The sequence below is a fragment of the Leisingera aquaemixtae genome (assembly GCF_001458395.1).
Taxonomy (GTDB): domain Bacteria; phylum Pseudomonadota; class Alphaproteobacteria; order Rhodobacterales; family Rhodobacteraceae; genus Leisingera; species Leisingera aquaemixtae.
Genome location: NZ_CYSR01000030.1, coordinates 572,594 through 586,238, shown reverse-complemented (window position 1 = coordinate 586,238; position 13,645 = coordinate 572,594). Strand labels below are relative to the sequence as shown.

The following is a 13,645-nucleotide window of genomic DNA, read 5'->3' as shown; positions in this document are numbered from 1 at the left end:
ATAAGTTTTAAGCTTGAAATAATTCCCGCGGCGGCGCTATTGTCGGTGGCAGGCATTATCAGCAAAGGAGACCCGCCATGCCGGCCATCAGTGTGCATCCCGAAGGGTGGAAGCCCGCCAAAGGCTACGCCAACGGAATGGTCGCAGAGGGCAAGCTGCTGTTTGTCGGCGGCCAGATCGGCTGGACCGCGGATCAGGTGTTCGAGGCCCATGATTTCATCGGCCAGATGAGCCAGGCGCTGCGCAACATCCTGGAAGTGGTCGAGGCCGCGGGCGGCACCGCAGAGGACATCACCCGGCTGACCTGGTATGTGACCGACAAGGCGGAATACCTTGGCCATCAGGCTGAGGTCGGCAAGGCTTACCGCGCGGTGATGGGCTATCACTTCCCGGCGATGACGATGGTTGTCGTGTCCGCGCTGGTCGAGGATGAGGCCAGGGTGGAGATCGAAGCCACTGCCGTGCTGCCCGGCTGACGCCGCGGATCAAGCACGGTTTCGTGAGCGCTCTTCCCATGGTCCCGGCCAGCCGCCACATTGCTTGGCGCAGCAAGGGGAGAGCAAGATGCGTATCAATGCCGATTTCACCAAACGCGCCGCGGTGCATTTCGAGGACACACCCTGGGTGCCCAGCCCGGCCCCGGGGGTAGAGCGCAAGATGCTCGACCGCATCGGCGAGGAAGTTGCCCGCGCCACCACCATCGTCCGCTTTGCACCGGGGTCCGCCTTTGATGCGCATGTGCATGACGGCGGCGAGGAGTTTCTGGTGCTGGACGGCGTGTTCCAGGATGAGCACGGCGACTTTCCCGCAGGCTCCTATGTCCGTAACCCGCCCACCACCAGCCACACGCCCGCCGCGGCGGAGGGCGCGGTGATCCTGGTCAAGCTGCACCAGTTCGACCCCGCCGACCGTACCGAGGTCAAAACCCGCGCCGATGGCGGCGCCGCGCAGCAGCAGCTGTTTCAGGATGCGGTTGAGACGGTGACGCTGCAAACCTGGGGTCCGCATCACGCGGTCAGCCTGCAGGTGCCCGGCGGGCTGGAGGTCTTTGTGGTGGACGGCAGCTACAGCGAGAACGGCGAGGATTTCACCCGTTGGGACTGGCTGCGCCTGCCGCCCGGCAGCCGGTTTGACGCCACCGCCGGTGCGGACGGGGCAAAAGTGTGGATGAAAACCGGCCATCTTTCGCAAATGACTGCTCAATAGGCATCGCCTGATTTCGGAGTGAAATCAGTTTCTTGCACGCCGCTCCTTCGGGGGCGGCATATTTTTTGCCCGCGGGAAAAATTTTACCAGTTGATAAAAAATAAGACTGTGGCACTCTGAATAGCAAGAACAACCGAAAATCAGGGAGACACCCAATGGCGACCAGCCATCAGGCATCCGGCATTCAGGCAGCGCGGCTTGACGCTGCCGGGATCGCTGAGAACTTCTCGGACTTGCACCCGCCCTATGACGCGCATGAGGCCGCCGTGGCCGCCGACCGCTGCTATTTCTGCTATGACGCGCCCTGCATGACGGCCTGTCCGACCAGCATCGACATCCCCCAGTTCATCCGGGAGATCCAGGCAGGCCACCCCGAAAGCGCGGCCCGCACCATTTTGGAGCAGAACATTCTGGGCGGCATGTGCGCCAGGGTCTGCCCGACCGAAACCTTGTGCGAAGAGGTCTGCGTGCGGGAGACGGCAGAGGGCAAGCCGGTCGAGATCGGCCGCCTGCAGCGCTATGCCACCGACACCCTGATGGCGAAGGGCGAGCATCCCTTCACCCGCGCCGCAGCGACTGGCAAGAAGGTGGCCGTTGTGGGGGCGGGCCCGGCGGGTCTGTCTGCCGCGCACCGGCTGGCGATGCTGGGCCATGACGTGGTGGTCTATGACGCCCGGTCCAAGCCCGGCGGCCTCAACGAATTCGGGATTGCCGCCTATAAAACCACCAACGGCTTTGCGCAGCGCGAAGTGGACTGGCTGCTGCAGATCGGCGGAATCACCATGGATTACGGCCAGAAACTGGGCGAGGACTTGTCACTGGATGCGCTGAAGGAGGCGTATGACGCGGTGTTCCTCTCCATTGGTCTGGCCGGGGTCAATGCCCTGCGCGCGCCGGGCGAAGACATGGACGGTGTCCGCGACGCGGTGGACTTCATCGCCGAACTGCGCCAGGCGGACGACCTGACCACGCTGCCGGTCGGCCGCAATGTGGTGGTGATCGGCGGCGGCATGACCGCGGTGGATGCTGCGGTGCAGTCCAAGCTGTTGGGCGCCGAAAACGTCACCATCGCCTACCGCCGCAGCCGCGAGGAGATGGGCGCAAGCCGGTTCGAGCAGGACTTGGCGGCCTCCAAGGGCGTCAAGCTGATGTTCAACGTGATGCCGGTTGCGGTGCACGGCAGCGGTGCAGCGGCCGAGATCGAATTGGAGTATACTCAGGTCGCGGACGGCAAGGTCTCCGGCACGGGCGAAACCCTGCGGCTGGCCGCGGATCAGGTGTTCAAAGCGATCGGCCAGACGCTGGAGGGCCAGCCGGAGGCGCTGGCGCTGGAGGGCCGCAAGATCAAGGTCGATGCCAGCGGGCGCACCTCTGTGGCCGGGGTCTGGGCCGGGGGCGACTGCGCCTCGGGCGGCGAGGACCTGACCGTGACTGCCGTGGCCGAGGGCCGCGACGCTGCAATGGACATTCACTCCAGCCTGATGGGCTGAGCCAGCTTCGGCGCGCTGCGGCTGCGCCAAGCTAGCCTTAAGAGGAGAGATCAAATGGCTGATCTGACAACAGAATTTCTGGGGATCAAATCCCCCAACCCGTTCTGGCTGGCCTCTGCGCCGCCGACCGACAAGGAATACAACGTCCGCCGCGCCTTCGAGGCCGGCTGGGGCGGTGTGGTCTGGAAGACCCTGGGCGCCGAAGGCCCGCCGGTGGTCAATGTAAACGGCCCTCGCTATGGCGCGATCTGGGGCGCTGACCGCCGTCTTTTGGGCCTCAACAACATCGAGCTGATTACCGACCGGCCGCTGCAAACCAACCTGGAGGAAATCACCCGGGTCAAGAAAGACTACCCGGACCGCGCCGTGATCGTCTCGATCATGGTTCCGTGCGAGGAGCAGGCCTGGAAGGACATCCTGCCGCAGGTGGAGGCCACAGGCGCCGACGGGATCGAGCTGAATTTCGGCTGCCCGCACGGCATGGCCGAACGCGGCATGGGCTCTGCCGTGGGGCAGGTGCCGGAATATATTCAGATGGTCACCGAGTGGTGCAAGAAATACTACTCCAAGCCGGTGATCGTTAAGCTGACCCCGAACATCACCGATATCCGCCACCCGGCCCGGGCTGCGCACGCGGGCAACGCCGATGCGGTCAGCCTGATCAACACCATCAACTCGATCACCTCGGTGAACCTCGACAGCATGGCGCCGGAGCCGACCATCGGCGGCAAAGGCACCCACGGCGGCTATTGCGGCCCGGCGGTGAAGCCGATTGCGCTGAATATGGTCGCTGAAATCGCCCGCGACCCGCAGACCCGCGGCCTGCCGATCTCCGCCATTGGCGGCGTCACCACCTGGCGCGACGCGGCGGAGTTCATGGCACTGGGCGCTGGCAATGTGCAGGTTTGCACCGCGGCGATGACCTATGGCTTCAACGTGGTGAAGGAGATGATCTCGGGCCTGTCGAATTGGATGGACGAGAAAGGCTATACCTCCACCCAGGATTTCATCGGCATGGCGGTGCCGAATGTGACCGACTGGCAGTATCTGGACCTGAACTACGTCACCAAGGCCAGGATCAGCCAGGAGGATTGCATCAAATGCGGCCGCTGCTATGCAGCCTGCGAGGACACCTCGCACCAGGCGATTGCGATGAGCGAGGACCGGGTGTTCACGGTGAAGGACGACGAATGCGTCGCATGCAACCTCTGTGTGAACGTCTGCCCGGTGGAGGGCTGCATCACCATGGAGGAAGTCCCGGCAGGCCAGATCGACGAGCGCACCGGCGAGGTGGTTTCGGACGAATATGCCAACTGGACCACGCATCCGAACAACCCGTCGGCAACGGCCGCAGAGTAGATTTTTCCAGCGGGCGGGAGCAGCTCAAACGGAAAGGCTCCCGCCCGCCGCCGGTCTCCTTTTCAGGAGACGCTCCTCCCCTTGGGCCCGGCGCTGCGCTTTGCGCGGCGCCGGGCCCAAGGCCGCCAAGGGGGCATCAGCACGGCTGATGGCACCTGCGGGCGCGGGAGTTCCCGGTTCTCCTGCAAAGCGTTTCCGAGGATATCTGAGGTCAGCTTTTGGGCGTAAGCATCCGGCGGTACAGGGTTTCCAGATACTCCGGGGCGGCGTCGAACGGGTCTTCCTCGCCCATCAGCGTGCGCACCTGGGCGTCGAAATCCGCATAGTGCTGGGTCAGCGACCAGATCGAAAACAACAGATGCTGGGGGTGCGCCCGGTTGATCCGCCCGGCATCCATCCAGTCCTGCAGCAGCTGCGCCTTTTCCTCCACCAGAACCTTGAGATCTGTGGCGATCACCTCTCGCAGCCGCGGCGCGCCCTGCACAATCTCATTGGCATAAAGACGGCTTTCGCGCGGGTAGTCCCGGCTCATCTGCAGTTTGCGCTGCACATAGGCAAGGATTTCCTCCAGCGGCTCGCCCTCAGGATCAAGACCGCGCAGCGGATCGAGCCAGGTGTCCAGCAGCCCCGCCATCAGCTCGTTGAACATCGCTTCCTTGGAGGGGAAGTAATAAAGCAGATTCGGTTTCGACAGCCCGGCCGCCTTGGCGATCTGATCCACGGTGGAGCCGCGGAAGCCGTGGCTTGAAAACACGTCCAGCGCCGCTTCGAGAATGGCAGCGCGATTCTTCTTCTGAATGCGGGTGGGCGCGCGGTCTGCGGGCATGGTCGTCCTTGTCTGGTTCTGCCGCCTGCGGCGGGCGAAAGCACGGATTTTCACCTGTTTCCGGCTAAGGCGCCGTTTTTTGCAAGGGTCCTGCGGCAATTTCTTGACTGGTGGTGAACCCGTGATAGCGTGAGTTTGACCAGTTGGTCAAATCAATGTCCGGGCCAACAATAGCCCGGCTTTGCAACGGACCAGCATTCGAAGCCACCTAACATGGCGCCAAGCCGGAGCCAGCCTGCAAAGACGGGCGCACAGGGAAGGAAGCTCGAGATGACGTCGCTTGGACAGAATCTGAAAATCAATGGTGACAGGCTGTGGGACAGCCTGATGGAGATGGCCAAAATCGGCCCCGGAGTCGCAGGCGGCAACAACCGCCAGACGCTGACGGATGCGGATGGCGAAGGCCGCGCCCTGTTCCAGAAATGGTGCGAGGAGGCAGGCTGCACCATGGGGCTGGACCAGATGGGCAACATGTTTGCGATGCGCGCAGGCACCGACCCGGACGCGCTTCCGGTCTATGTCGGCTCGCATCTGGATACCCAGCCCACGGGCGGCAAGTATGACGGTGTTCTCGGGGTGCTGGCGGGGCTGGAGCTGATCCGCTCGCTCAACGACATGAACATCAAGACCAAGCACCCGATCGTGGCCACCAACTTCACCAGTGAGGAAGGCACCCGCTACGCGCCGGCCATGCTGTCGTCCGGCGTGTTTGCCGGAATTCACACCCAGGACTGGGCCTATGACCGGGAAGATGCGGAAGGCAAGAAATTCGGCGATGAGCTGAAGCGCATCGGCTGGCGCGGCGAAGAGGAAACCGGTGCCCGTAAGATGCATGCTTTCTTTGAGCTGCACATCGAGCAGGGGCCGATCCTGGAGGCCGAGGGCAAGGATATCGGTGTCGTGACCCACGGCCAGGGACTCAGCTGGACACAGGTGACCATCACCGGCAAGGACGCGCACACCGGCTCCACCCCGATGCCGATGCGCCGCAACGCGGGCCTTGCGATGGCGCGGATCCTTGAGGCGGTGGACGAGATCGCCTGGAGCCACGCGCCCCATGCGGTCGGCGCCGCGGGCCATATCGACGTTTACCCGAACTCGCGCAACGTGATCCCCGGCAAGGTGGTCTTTACCGTCGATTTCCGCAGCCCGGAGCTGGATGTGATCACCGATATGGAAAACCGCCTGCGCGAGAAAGGCACCCGGATTGCCGAGGAAATGGGAGTAGAGATCGAGTTCGAGAAGGTCGGCGGCTTTGACCCCGTGGCCTTTGACAAGGGCTGCGTAAGTGCGGTGCGCAATGCGGCGGAGCGGCTGGGCTATTCGCATCTGGATATCATCTCGGGCGCAGGCCACGATGCCTGCTGGATCAACCGGGTGGCGCCGACCGCTATGGTGATGTGCCCCTGTGTTGATGGCCTTAGTCACAACGAGGCCGAGGAGATCAGCAAGGAATGGGCTGAGGCTGGTGCCAATGTACTGTTCCACGCGGTGGTCGAGACAGCGGAAATCGTGGAGTAGGGGGCGCTGCCCCCGCGGCCCCTTGGGCCGCTCCCCCGGAGTATTTCCGGAAAGATGAAACACGCTGCGCCAGACAGCGGAAGAGATAAGTGGAGGCGTGAAAATACGCCCCGATTCAGGGAGTTAAAACCATGAGTAAAGTCATCAAGAACGGCACCATCGTGACTGCCGATCTGACCTACAAAGCCGATGTGCTGATCGAAAACGGGGTTATCACCCAGATCGGGCCGAACCTGACAGGCGGCGAGGAGTTGGACGCCACCGGCTGCTACGTGATGCCGGGCGGGATTGATCCGCACACCCACCTGGAGATGCCCTTCATGGGCACCTACAGCTCGGATGACTTCGAGTCCGGCACGCGCGCAGGGCTGGCGGGCGGCACCACCATGGTGGTGGATTTTGCGCTGCCCAACCCGGGCGAGAGCCTGCTGGATGCGCTGAAACGCTGGGACAACAAGTCGACCCGCGCCAACTGCGACTATTCCTTCCACATGGCGGTGACCTGGTGGGGCGAGCGGGTCTTTGACGATATCAAGACCGTGATCCAGGAGCGCGGCATCAACACCTTCAAGCATTTCATGGCCTACAAGGGCGCGCTGATGGTGAATGATGACGAGCTCTATGCCTCCTTCCAGCGGCTGGCGGAGCTGGGCGGCATTGCCATGGTGCATGCCGAAAACGGCGATGTGGTGGCGGAGCTGTCGGCCAAGCTTCTGGCACAAGGCAACACAGGCCCCGAAGCACACGCCTATTCCCGCCCGCCGCAGGTGGAAGGCGAGGCGACCAACCGCGCGATCATGATTGCCGATATGGCAGGTGTGCCGCTGTACGTCGTGCATACCTCCTGCGAGGACAGCCACGAGGCCATCCGCCGTGCCCGGATGCAGGGCAAGCGGGTCTGGGGCGAGCCGCTGATCCAGCATCTGACGCTGGATGAGAGCGAGTATTTCAACAAGGACTGGGACCACGCCGCCCGTCGGGTGATGTCGCCGCCGTTCCGTAACAAGCAGCATCAGGACAGCCTGTGGGCCGGTTTGCAGTCGGGCTCTCTGTCTGTCGTGGCCACCGACCATTGCGCCTTTACCACCGAGCAGAAGCGCACGGGTGTGGGCGATTTCACCAAGATCCCGAACGGCACCGGGGGCCTTGAGGACCGGATGCCGATGCTGTGGACCCACGGCGTGGAAACCGGCCGCCTGACCCCGAACGAGTTTGTTGCGGTTACGTCAACAAACATCGCCAAGATCCTGAATTGTTACCCGAAAAAAGGCGCGGTTCTGGTCGGCGCCGATGCCGATCTGGTGGTCTGGGATCCGGAGAAGCGCAAGACGATTTCCGCGGATACCCAGCAGTCCTCCATCGACTACAACGTGTTCGAAGGGCATGAGGTGAAGGGCCTGCCGCGCTTTACCCTGACGCGCGGCCATGTGGCGGTGCATGATGGTGAGATCCGCTGCCAGGAGGGCCACGGCAAGTTCGTCGCGCGGGAGGCCAACACCACGGTGAACAAGGCGCTGTCGACCTGGAAAGAGCTGACGGCGCCCCGCCCGGTGGAGCGCACCGGCATCCCGGCAACAGGCGTGTAAATCAGGAGCGGGCTGCCGGAAACGGCGGCCCGTTTTCCTGTGTGAAATCAAGGCGAAGATATGAATATGGAACCGACCACCCAGGCAATCCGCCCCGAGGCCGCCGCGTCCGCACCTGCCCCCGCAGACTGCGTGATCGAGGCCCGGAACCTGGACCTGACCTTTCAGACAAATGACGGGCCGGTGCATGCGCTGAAGGATGTGAGCCTGAAGATCAGCAAGGGCGATTTTGTCTCCTTCATCGGGCCGTCGGGCTGCGGCAAGACTACTTTTCTGCGCTGTATCGCGGCGCTGGAAACGCCCACCGGCGGCAGCCTGAGCGTCAACGGCATGACCCCGGATGAGGCACGGCGCAACCGGGCCTATGGCTATGTGTTTCAGGCCGCGGGGCTGTACCCGTGGCGCACCATCTCCAAGAACATCAAGCTGCCGCTGGAAATCATGGGCTACTCCAGGGCGGAGCAGGAAAAGCGCGTTAACCAAGTCTTGGAACTTGTTGAATTGTCAGGCTTTGGCGGCAAGTTTCCCTGGCAGTTGTCGGGCGGGATGCAGCAGCGGGCCTCCATCGCGCGGGCGCTGGCCTTTGATGCCGAAATCCTTCTGATGGATGAACCCTTCGGGGCGCTGGATGAGATCGTGCGCGATCACCTGAACGAGCAACTGCTGAAGCTTTGGGCGCGGACCAACAAGACCATCGGCTTCGTGACCCACTCAATCCCGGAGGCGGTTTATCTGTCCACCAAGATCGTGGTGATGTCACCGCGGCCGGGGCGGATCCACGATGTGATCGACAGCACGCTGCCCAAGGAACGGCCGCTGGATATCCGCGACAGTCCGGAGTTCATCGAGATCGCCCACCGGGTGCGTGAGGGCCTCAGGGCGGGGCATGGCGATGATTGATTCTGCCAGCACGACCCGCCGGAACCGGGGGGTGTCACGCGTGCACCCCCTGTACACCCCCTGTGCACCGGGCGGCTGCCGGTTGCGGAGGGCACAGCTATGAAAAGCCTTGTTGCCGTCCTCACTGTGCTCGCCGCCATCATCGCCCTTTGGTACGCAGCCTGCGTGCCGATGAACATCAAGGGCGTGCTGGACCAGGCGGAGCGGGCAGGGGCCGAAGTGACCCCCGCCACCGCCAAGGCGCGCCGGGACATGAGCGAGATCGGGCTGGTGGCGAACAACAGCTTTGCCATTGGCGAGACCTGGGTGCAGGACCGCCCGCGGCTGCCCGCGCCGCATCAGGTGGCGGTGGAGCTGTGGGAGACCACGGTGGAGAAGAAGATCACCTCCAAGCGCAGCCTGATCTACCATGCGCAGGTAACGCTGAGCGCTACGCTGCTGGGGTTTGCCATCGGGACCGGGCTGGGCATCCTGCTGGCGGTCGGCATCGTACACAGCCGGGTGATGGATATGTCGGTGATGCCCTGGGCGATTGTCAGCCAGACCATCCCAATCATCGCGCTGGCGCCGATGATCATCGTGGTTCTCTATTCCATCGGGGTGCAGGGGATCATTCCGAAGGCGGTGATCTCGGCCTACCTCAGCTTCTTCCCTGTGGTTGTCGGCATGGTGAAGGGGCTGCGCGCGCCGGATGCGATGCAGCTGGATCTGCTGAAGACCTACAATGCCAATACCTCGCAAGGGTTCTGGAAACTGCGGCTGCCGTCCTCGATGCCCTATCTGTTCGCCTCGCTGAAGATCGGCATTGCAGCGTCCCTGGTGGGGGCCATCGTGGGCGAGCTGCCGACCGGCGCGGTTGCGGGGCTGGGCGCGCGGCTGCTGGCGGGCAGCTACTACGGGCAGACCGTGCAGATCTGGTCGGCGCTGTTTGCGGCGGCGATCCTGGCGGCGGCGCTGGTGGCCTTGCTGGGCTTGATCGAGAAGCTGGTCCTGAGCCGGATGGGGGTGCGGGCATGATGGATGTTTGGAAGAAGGGCTCTGCCCTCGCCGCTGCGCGGCTCACCCGGGATATTTTTGGCCAGATGAACAGGGGGGGCCTGTCATGATAATGGTGGTGCTTGCCGTGGTTGTTTGGTGCGGCGGCTGGTGGTTGAACAGCCGGCTGGCGAACAGCCCGGCGTCGAAAACCCGCGCGGTGCAGCTATTTGTGCCTGCGATCTTCGGGATTACCGTGCTGGTGGTCTGGGAACTGCTGGTGCGCGGGCTGGAGGTGTCCTTGGTGATCCTGCCGGCGCCCACGGTGATTGCCGCGCGGTTTGCATCCAGCCTGCCGGTCCTGTGGGAGGATTTTGCCCAGACCATCCTGAAAGGCGCGCTTGGCGGCTATGTGATCGGCTGCGGCGCGGCGTTCCTGACCGCGATCCTGGTCGACCGCAGCGATTTCCTGCGCCGAGGCCTTTTGCCTGTCGGGAACTTCGTCGCGGCGCTGCCGATTGTCGGCACCGCACCGATCCTGGTGATGTGGTTCGGGTTCGACTGGCAGTCGAAGGCCGCGGTGGTCGTGGTCATGGTGTTCTTTCCGATGCTGGTGAACACCGTGGCAGGCCTGCGCGAGACCTCCGCCATGCAGCGCGATCTGATGCAGACCTATGCGGCGACCTACTGGCAGGCCTTCTTCAAGCTGCGGCTGCCGGCGGCGCTGCCGTTTGTGTTCAACGGCCTCAAGATTTCCACTACGCTGGCCCTGATCGGCGCGATTGTGGCGGAATTCTTTGGCTCGCCCACCGTCGGCATGGGGTTCCGCATTTCCACCAGCGTCGGTCAACTGGCGCTGGATATGGTCTGGGCGGAGATCGTGGTGGCGGCGCTGGCCGGGTCGGCCTTCTACGGGCTGGTGGCGCTGATCGAGAAGAGCTTTACCTTCTGGCACCCGTCGCAGCGGGGCTGACAGATAGACGCCGTCCCGCCGGGTGCGGGGCGGCTTTGCCGAAATCTTGCGCGGGGGCCTCTCAAGGGCAGGCCATATAACGAAAAACTTTGAACGAAGGGTCAAACCCGGGCAAGCTTCACATCATAAATAATCAATAGGGAGAACGAGACATGAAACATATTATGACTGCGGCGGCTCTGGCGCTGGGGGCAACCGGAGCGGCGCAGGCGGCGGATGATGTGACGCTGCAGCTGAAATGGGTGACCCAGGCCCAGTTCGCCGGCTATTACGTGGCACTGGACAAGGGGTTCTATGAGGAAGAAGACCTGAATGTCACCATCCTGCCGGGCGGGCCGGATATTGCGCCGACCCAGGTGATTGCCGGCGGCGGCGCCGATGTGACGGTGGAATGGATGCCCGCGGCGCTGGCTGCGCGCGAGAAGGGCCTGCCGCTGGTCAATATCGCCCAGCCGTTCAAATCCTCCGGCATGATGCTGACCTGCTGGAAGGATGCCGGCATCGAAACCCCGGAAGATCTGAAAAACCGCACCCTGGGGGTCTGGTTCTTTGGCAACGAATTCCCCTTCATGAGCTGGATGAGCCAGCTGGGCATCGGCACCGATGGCAAGGACGAGAACGGTGTCGAAGTGCTGAAGCAGGGGTTTAACGTCGACCCGCTGCTGCAGCGCCAGGCGGACTGCATCTCGACCATGACCTACAATGAATACTGGCAGGTCATTGACGCGGGCGTCAGCCCGGAGGAGCTGGTCACCTTCAAATATGAGGATCAGGGCGTCGCAACGCTGGAAGACGGCCTCTATGTGCTGGAGGAGAACCTGGAGAACCCGGAATTTGCGGACAAGATGGAGCGGTTCGTGCGGGCCTCGATGAAGGGCTGGAAGTATGCCGAGGAGAACCCGGACGAAGCGGCGGACATCGTGCTCGACAATGATGCATCCGGTGCGCAGACCGAGGAGCACCAGAAGCGGATGATGGGCGAGATTGCCAAGCTGACCGCCGGCAGCAACGGGGCGCTGGACCCGGCCGATTACGAGCGGACCGTGTCGACGCTGATGGGCGGCGGCTCCGATCCGGTGATCACCAAGCAGCCGGAGGGTGCCTGGACCCATGCGATCACCGATGCGGCGCTGAACTGAGCCGTCTTTGCGGACTGCGAAACCAAGGCCCGCCGGACTTGGCCGTCCGGCGGGCCTTTTTTGTTTTGAGCCGTTTTTTGTAAAAATTTCGACAATTCCGCCGTCAAGATGAAATACACGTCTTGGATGAGTTTTTCTGTGTTAGCATCTCCCAATGGGAGAGATTTGCGCTGATATCCTTGAAGGGCAGACGGCAGACGGGCACCCGCCGCATTATATTTGTTTCTGCCGGCGGCCCGAGACTCCTTCCTGCAATGCGCGGCATGCGCCGCGCGGGCGTCCGGCGCTGCTGGATGTGGCCAGCAGGAGCTGCGAACTGCCGCTGATGGCGCTGTGCCGGGCGGCGCATCAGCGCAAGCATGAAACCGGCCGCGCCCAGGTGCTGATTCTTTATGAGGTGGAGCCGGTTGTGCCGGAAGCGGTGGACCTTCCCCCGCCGGCAGAAGCCGCGGCGGATGTGATTCCGGTTCTGGTTTGCTGCGTGCAGAAAATCGGCCATGCCGACCTGCTGCACGCGCTGGCCTGCGGTTTTGACGTCATTCACCTGCAATCCTGCGCCGGCGCTGCCGGACTGGCGCAGCAGGAGCGGCAAGTGGAGCTGGCGCATGTTCTGGGCGGGCTGGGCCGGATACTGCTGTTCGGGGACGGCGGCACCCTGGCGCGGCGTCTGGAGGCCGGGATCTTTCCGTTTGCCTCCGTCTCGCCGGACGTTCTTGCGGTGGGCAGCCGCAGGGATACCGCACGGGCCAGCGCCGCGGCCCTGCTGCCGGCCAAGGCAGGCAATATCGCGCTGCCGGAGCAGGCCCCCTACGGGGCTGTCAGCCTGGACGCCGATCGCTGCACTCATTGCAGCAGCTGCGTCTGGGTCTGCCCATCGGACGCGCTGAGCCTGACGGAGGCCGGCGGCGCGCTGAGTTTTGTGGAGTCCCTGTGCTTTCAATGCGGGCTGTGTGTGTCGATCTGCCCGCAGCGGGCGCTGCGCATGGCGCCGGGGATGGACCTGTCCGCGGCAGCGGTCCTGCCGCATCTGCTGGACGGGACTGCAGAGGGGTGCGGCAGTGCCGCCGGGGCCGAGGCCGGCCCTGCCGAGGCGCAGCCCGCCAGCCTGCCGCCGGTTTTGCCCGCCGGATGAGGGTGCCCGCGCGGCAGTGCCGCAGGGCGCTCAGCTCTGTTCCAGAAAACCGCCGTACTGGCCGCGCTTGAAGATCAGCCCCTTGCCGGGCCGGGTGGTGACGCTGGCCACCTCGCCGACGACGATGGTGTGATCGCCTGCCGGATGGGCAGCAAAGCGGCGGCAGTCGAAACGGGCAATCACCGCCTCCAGGGCCGGCGAACCTTGCGCGTTCAGCTGCCAGGCGGCGGCAGAGAAATCCTCGCCGTTGGCGGCGAAATGCTTGGCCAGGTCCAGCTGATCCTCTGCCATCACGTGAATGGCGAAATGCTCGGCGCCGACAAAGGCGTCATGGCGCAGCGAGGCTTTGGCCGGGCACCACAACAGCAGCGGCGGCTCCAGTGAAACGGAGGTGAAGCTGTTGACGGTGATCGCCAGCGGGCCGCGCGGGGTCTGGGTGGTGACAACCGTCACCCCGGTGCCGAAGCAGCCGAGCGCATCGCGGTAGGCCCGGGCGGTCTCCGGCCCGGGGATAAAGCTGGTGTCGGCCATGTCGCGC

13 protein-coding genes are annotated in these 13,645 nt (G+C 63.8%); 11 read left to right on the top strand and 2 right to left on the bottom strand.

Going from position 1 to position 13,645, the window contains the following annotated elements; genetic code table 11:
- The first annotated feature begins 77 nt into the window (after positions 1-77).
- The 4 genes from PHA8399_RS16390 (at position 78) to preA (ending at position 4,055) form a co-directional block, all read left to right on the top strand.
- On the top strand, positions 78-476 hold the full coding sequence (locus tag PHA8399_RS16390) for a RidA family protein (RefSeq protein ID WP_058287171.1): 399 nt from the start codon (positions 78-80) through the stop codon (positions 474-476).
- Between the two features lie 88 nt (positions 477-564).
- Entirely contained in the window at positions 565-1,206 is a 642-nt protein-coding gene (locus PHA8399_RS16385) for a cupin domain-containing protein (protein ID WP_058287170.1), read from the top strand.
- A gap of 155 nt (positions 1,207-1,361) precedes the next feature.
- On the top strand, positions 1,362-2,696 hold the full coding sequence (locus PHA8399_RS16380; protein WP_058287169.1) for an NAD(P)-dependent oxidoreductase: 1,335 nt from the start codon (positions 1,362-1,364) through the stop codon (positions 2,694-2,696).
- Between the two features lie 54 nt (positions 2,697-2,750).
- Positions 2,751-4,055 carry an NAD-dependent dihydropyrimidine dehydrogenase subunit PreA gene (gene preA, locus PHA8399_RS16375; RefSeq protein WP_058287168.1) on the top strand — a complete coding sequence of 435 codons (1,305 nt, stop codon included), beginning with the start codon at positions 2,751-2,753 and terminating at the stop codon, positions 4,053-4,055.
- 211 nt (positions 4,056-4,266) lie between these two features.
- Here the strand turns inward: preA and PHA8399_RS16370 are convergent, their stop codons facing one another.
- The gene (locus tag PHA8399_RS16370) at positions 4,267-4,881 is read right to left on the bottom strand and encodes a TetR family transcriptional regulator C-terminal domain-containing protein (RefSeq protein ID WP_058287167.1); all 615 of its coding nucleotides are present in this window, start codon (positions 4,879-4,881) and stop codon (positions 4,267-4,269) included.
- A 270-nt stretch (positions 4,882-5,151) separates the two neighbouring features.
- Between PHA8399_RS16370 and PHA8399_RS16365 the strand changes: the two genes are divergently transcribed.
- The 7 genes from PHA8399_RS16365 (at position 5,152) to PHA8399_RS16335 (ending at position 13,107) form a co-directional block, all read left to right on the top strand.
- Positions 5,152-6,402 carry a Zn-dependent hydrolase gene (locus tag PHA8399_RS16365; protein WP_058287166.1) on the top strand — a complete coding sequence of 417 codons (1,251 nt, stop codon included), beginning with the start codon at positions 5,152-5,154 and terminating at the stop codon, positions 6,400-6,402.
- A gap of 131 nt (positions 6,403-6,533) precedes the next feature.
- On the top strand, positions 6,534-7,988 hold the full coding sequence (gene hydA, locus PHA8399_RS16360; protein WP_058287165.1) for a dihydropyrimidinase: 1,455 nt from the start codon (positions 6,534-6,536) through the stop codon (positions 7,986-7,988).
- A 60-nt stretch (positions 7,989-8,048) separates the two neighbouring features.
- On the top strand, positions 8,049-8,888 hold the full coding sequence (locus tag PHA8399_RS16355; protein ID WP_058287164.1) for an ABC transporter ATP-binding protein: 840 nt from the start codon (positions 8,049-8,051) through the stop codon (positions 8,886-8,888).
- Between the two features lie 99 nt (positions 8,889-8,987).
- Complete coding sequence (locus tag PHA8399_RS16350; protein ID WP_058287163.1) at positions 8,988-9,905, top strand: ABC transporter permease; 918 nt, start codon at positions 8,988-8,990, stop codon at positions 9,903-9,905.
- An 85-nt stretch (positions 9,906-9,990) separates the two neighbouring features.
- Positions 9,991-10,836, top strand: a complete 846-nt coding sequence (locus PHA8399_RS16345; protein ID WP_058287162.1) for an ABC transporter permease — start codon at positions 9,991-9,993, stop codon at positions 10,834-10,836.
- Between the two features lie 152 nt (positions 10,837-10,988).
- The gene (locus tag PHA8399_RS16340; RefSeq protein WP_058287161.1) at positions 10,989-11,975 is read left to right on the top strand and encodes an ABC transporter substrate-binding protein; all 987 of its coding nucleotides are present in this window, start codon (positions 10,989-10,991) and stop codon (positions 11,973-11,975) included.
- Between the two features lie 295 nt (positions 11,976-12,270).
- A complete protein-coding gene (locus tag PHA8399_RS16335; protein ID WP_244270240.1) occupies positions 12,271-13,107 on the top strand; it encodes a 4Fe-4S binding protein in 837 nt (278 codons plus the stop codon).
- A gap of 30 nt (positions 13,108-13,137) precedes the next feature.
- Here the strand turns inward: PHA8399_RS16335 and PHA8399_RS16330 are convergent, their stop codons facing one another.
- Positions 13,138-13,638 (bottom strand): flavin reductase family protein, encoded by a 501-nt coding sequence (locus tag PHA8399_RS16330; RefSeq protein ID WP_058287292.1) that lies wholly within the window; start codon positions 13,636-13,638, stop codon positions 13,138-13,140.
- Positions 13,639-13,645 lie beyond the last annotated feature (7 nt).

Bases quoted from the DNA above. Each gene is read 5' to 3' on its own strand.
- preA (WP_058287168.1), top strand. From the start codon at position 2,751: ATGGCTGATCTGACAACAGAATTTCTGGGGATCAAATCCCCCAACCCG.
- PHA8399_RS16345 (WP_058287162.1), top strand. From the start codon at position 9,991: ATGATAATGGTGGTGCTTGCCGTGGTTGTTTGGTGCGGCGGCTGGTGG.
- PHA8399_RS16355 (WP_058287164.1), top strand. From the start codon at position 8,049: ATGAATATGGAACCGACCACCCAGGCAATCCGCCCCGAGGCCGCCGCG.
- hydA (WP_058287165.1), top strand. From the start codon at position 6,534: ATGAGTAAAGTCATCAAGAACGGCACCATCGTGACTGCCGATCTGACC.
- PHA8399_RS16365 (WP_058287166.1), top strand. From the start codon at position 5,152: ATGACGTCGCTTGGACAGAATCTGAAAATCAATGGTGACAGGCTGTGG.
- PHA8399_RS16380 (WP_058287169.1), top strand. From the start codon at position 1,362: ATGGCGACCAGCCATCAGGCATCCGGCATTCAGGCAGCGCGGCTTGAC.
- PHA8399_RS16385 (WP_058287170.1), top strand. From the start codon at position 565: ATGCGTATCAATGCCGATTTCACCAAACGCGCCGCGGTGCATTTCGAG.
- PHA8399_RS16390 (WP_058287171.1), top strand. From the start codon at position 78: ATGCCGGCCATCAGTGTGCATCCCGAAGGGTGGAAGCCCGCCAAAGGC.
- PHA8399_RS16340 (WP_058287161.1), top strand. From the start codon at position 10,989: ATGAAACATATTATGACTGCGGCGGCTCTGGCGCTGGGGGCAACCGGA.
- PHA8399_RS16370 (WP_058287167.1), bottom strand. From the start codon at position 4,881: ATGCCCGCAGACCGCGCGCCCACCCGCATTCAGAAGAAGAATCGCGCT.
- PHA8399_RS16330 (WP_058287292.1), bottom strand. From the start codon at position 13,638: ATGGCCGACACCAGCTTTATCCCCGGGCCGGAGACCGCCCGGGCCTAC.
- PHA8399_RS16350 (WP_058287163.1), top strand. From the start codon at position 8,988: ATGAAAAGCCTTGTTGCCGTCCTCACTGTGCTCGCCGCCATCATCGCC.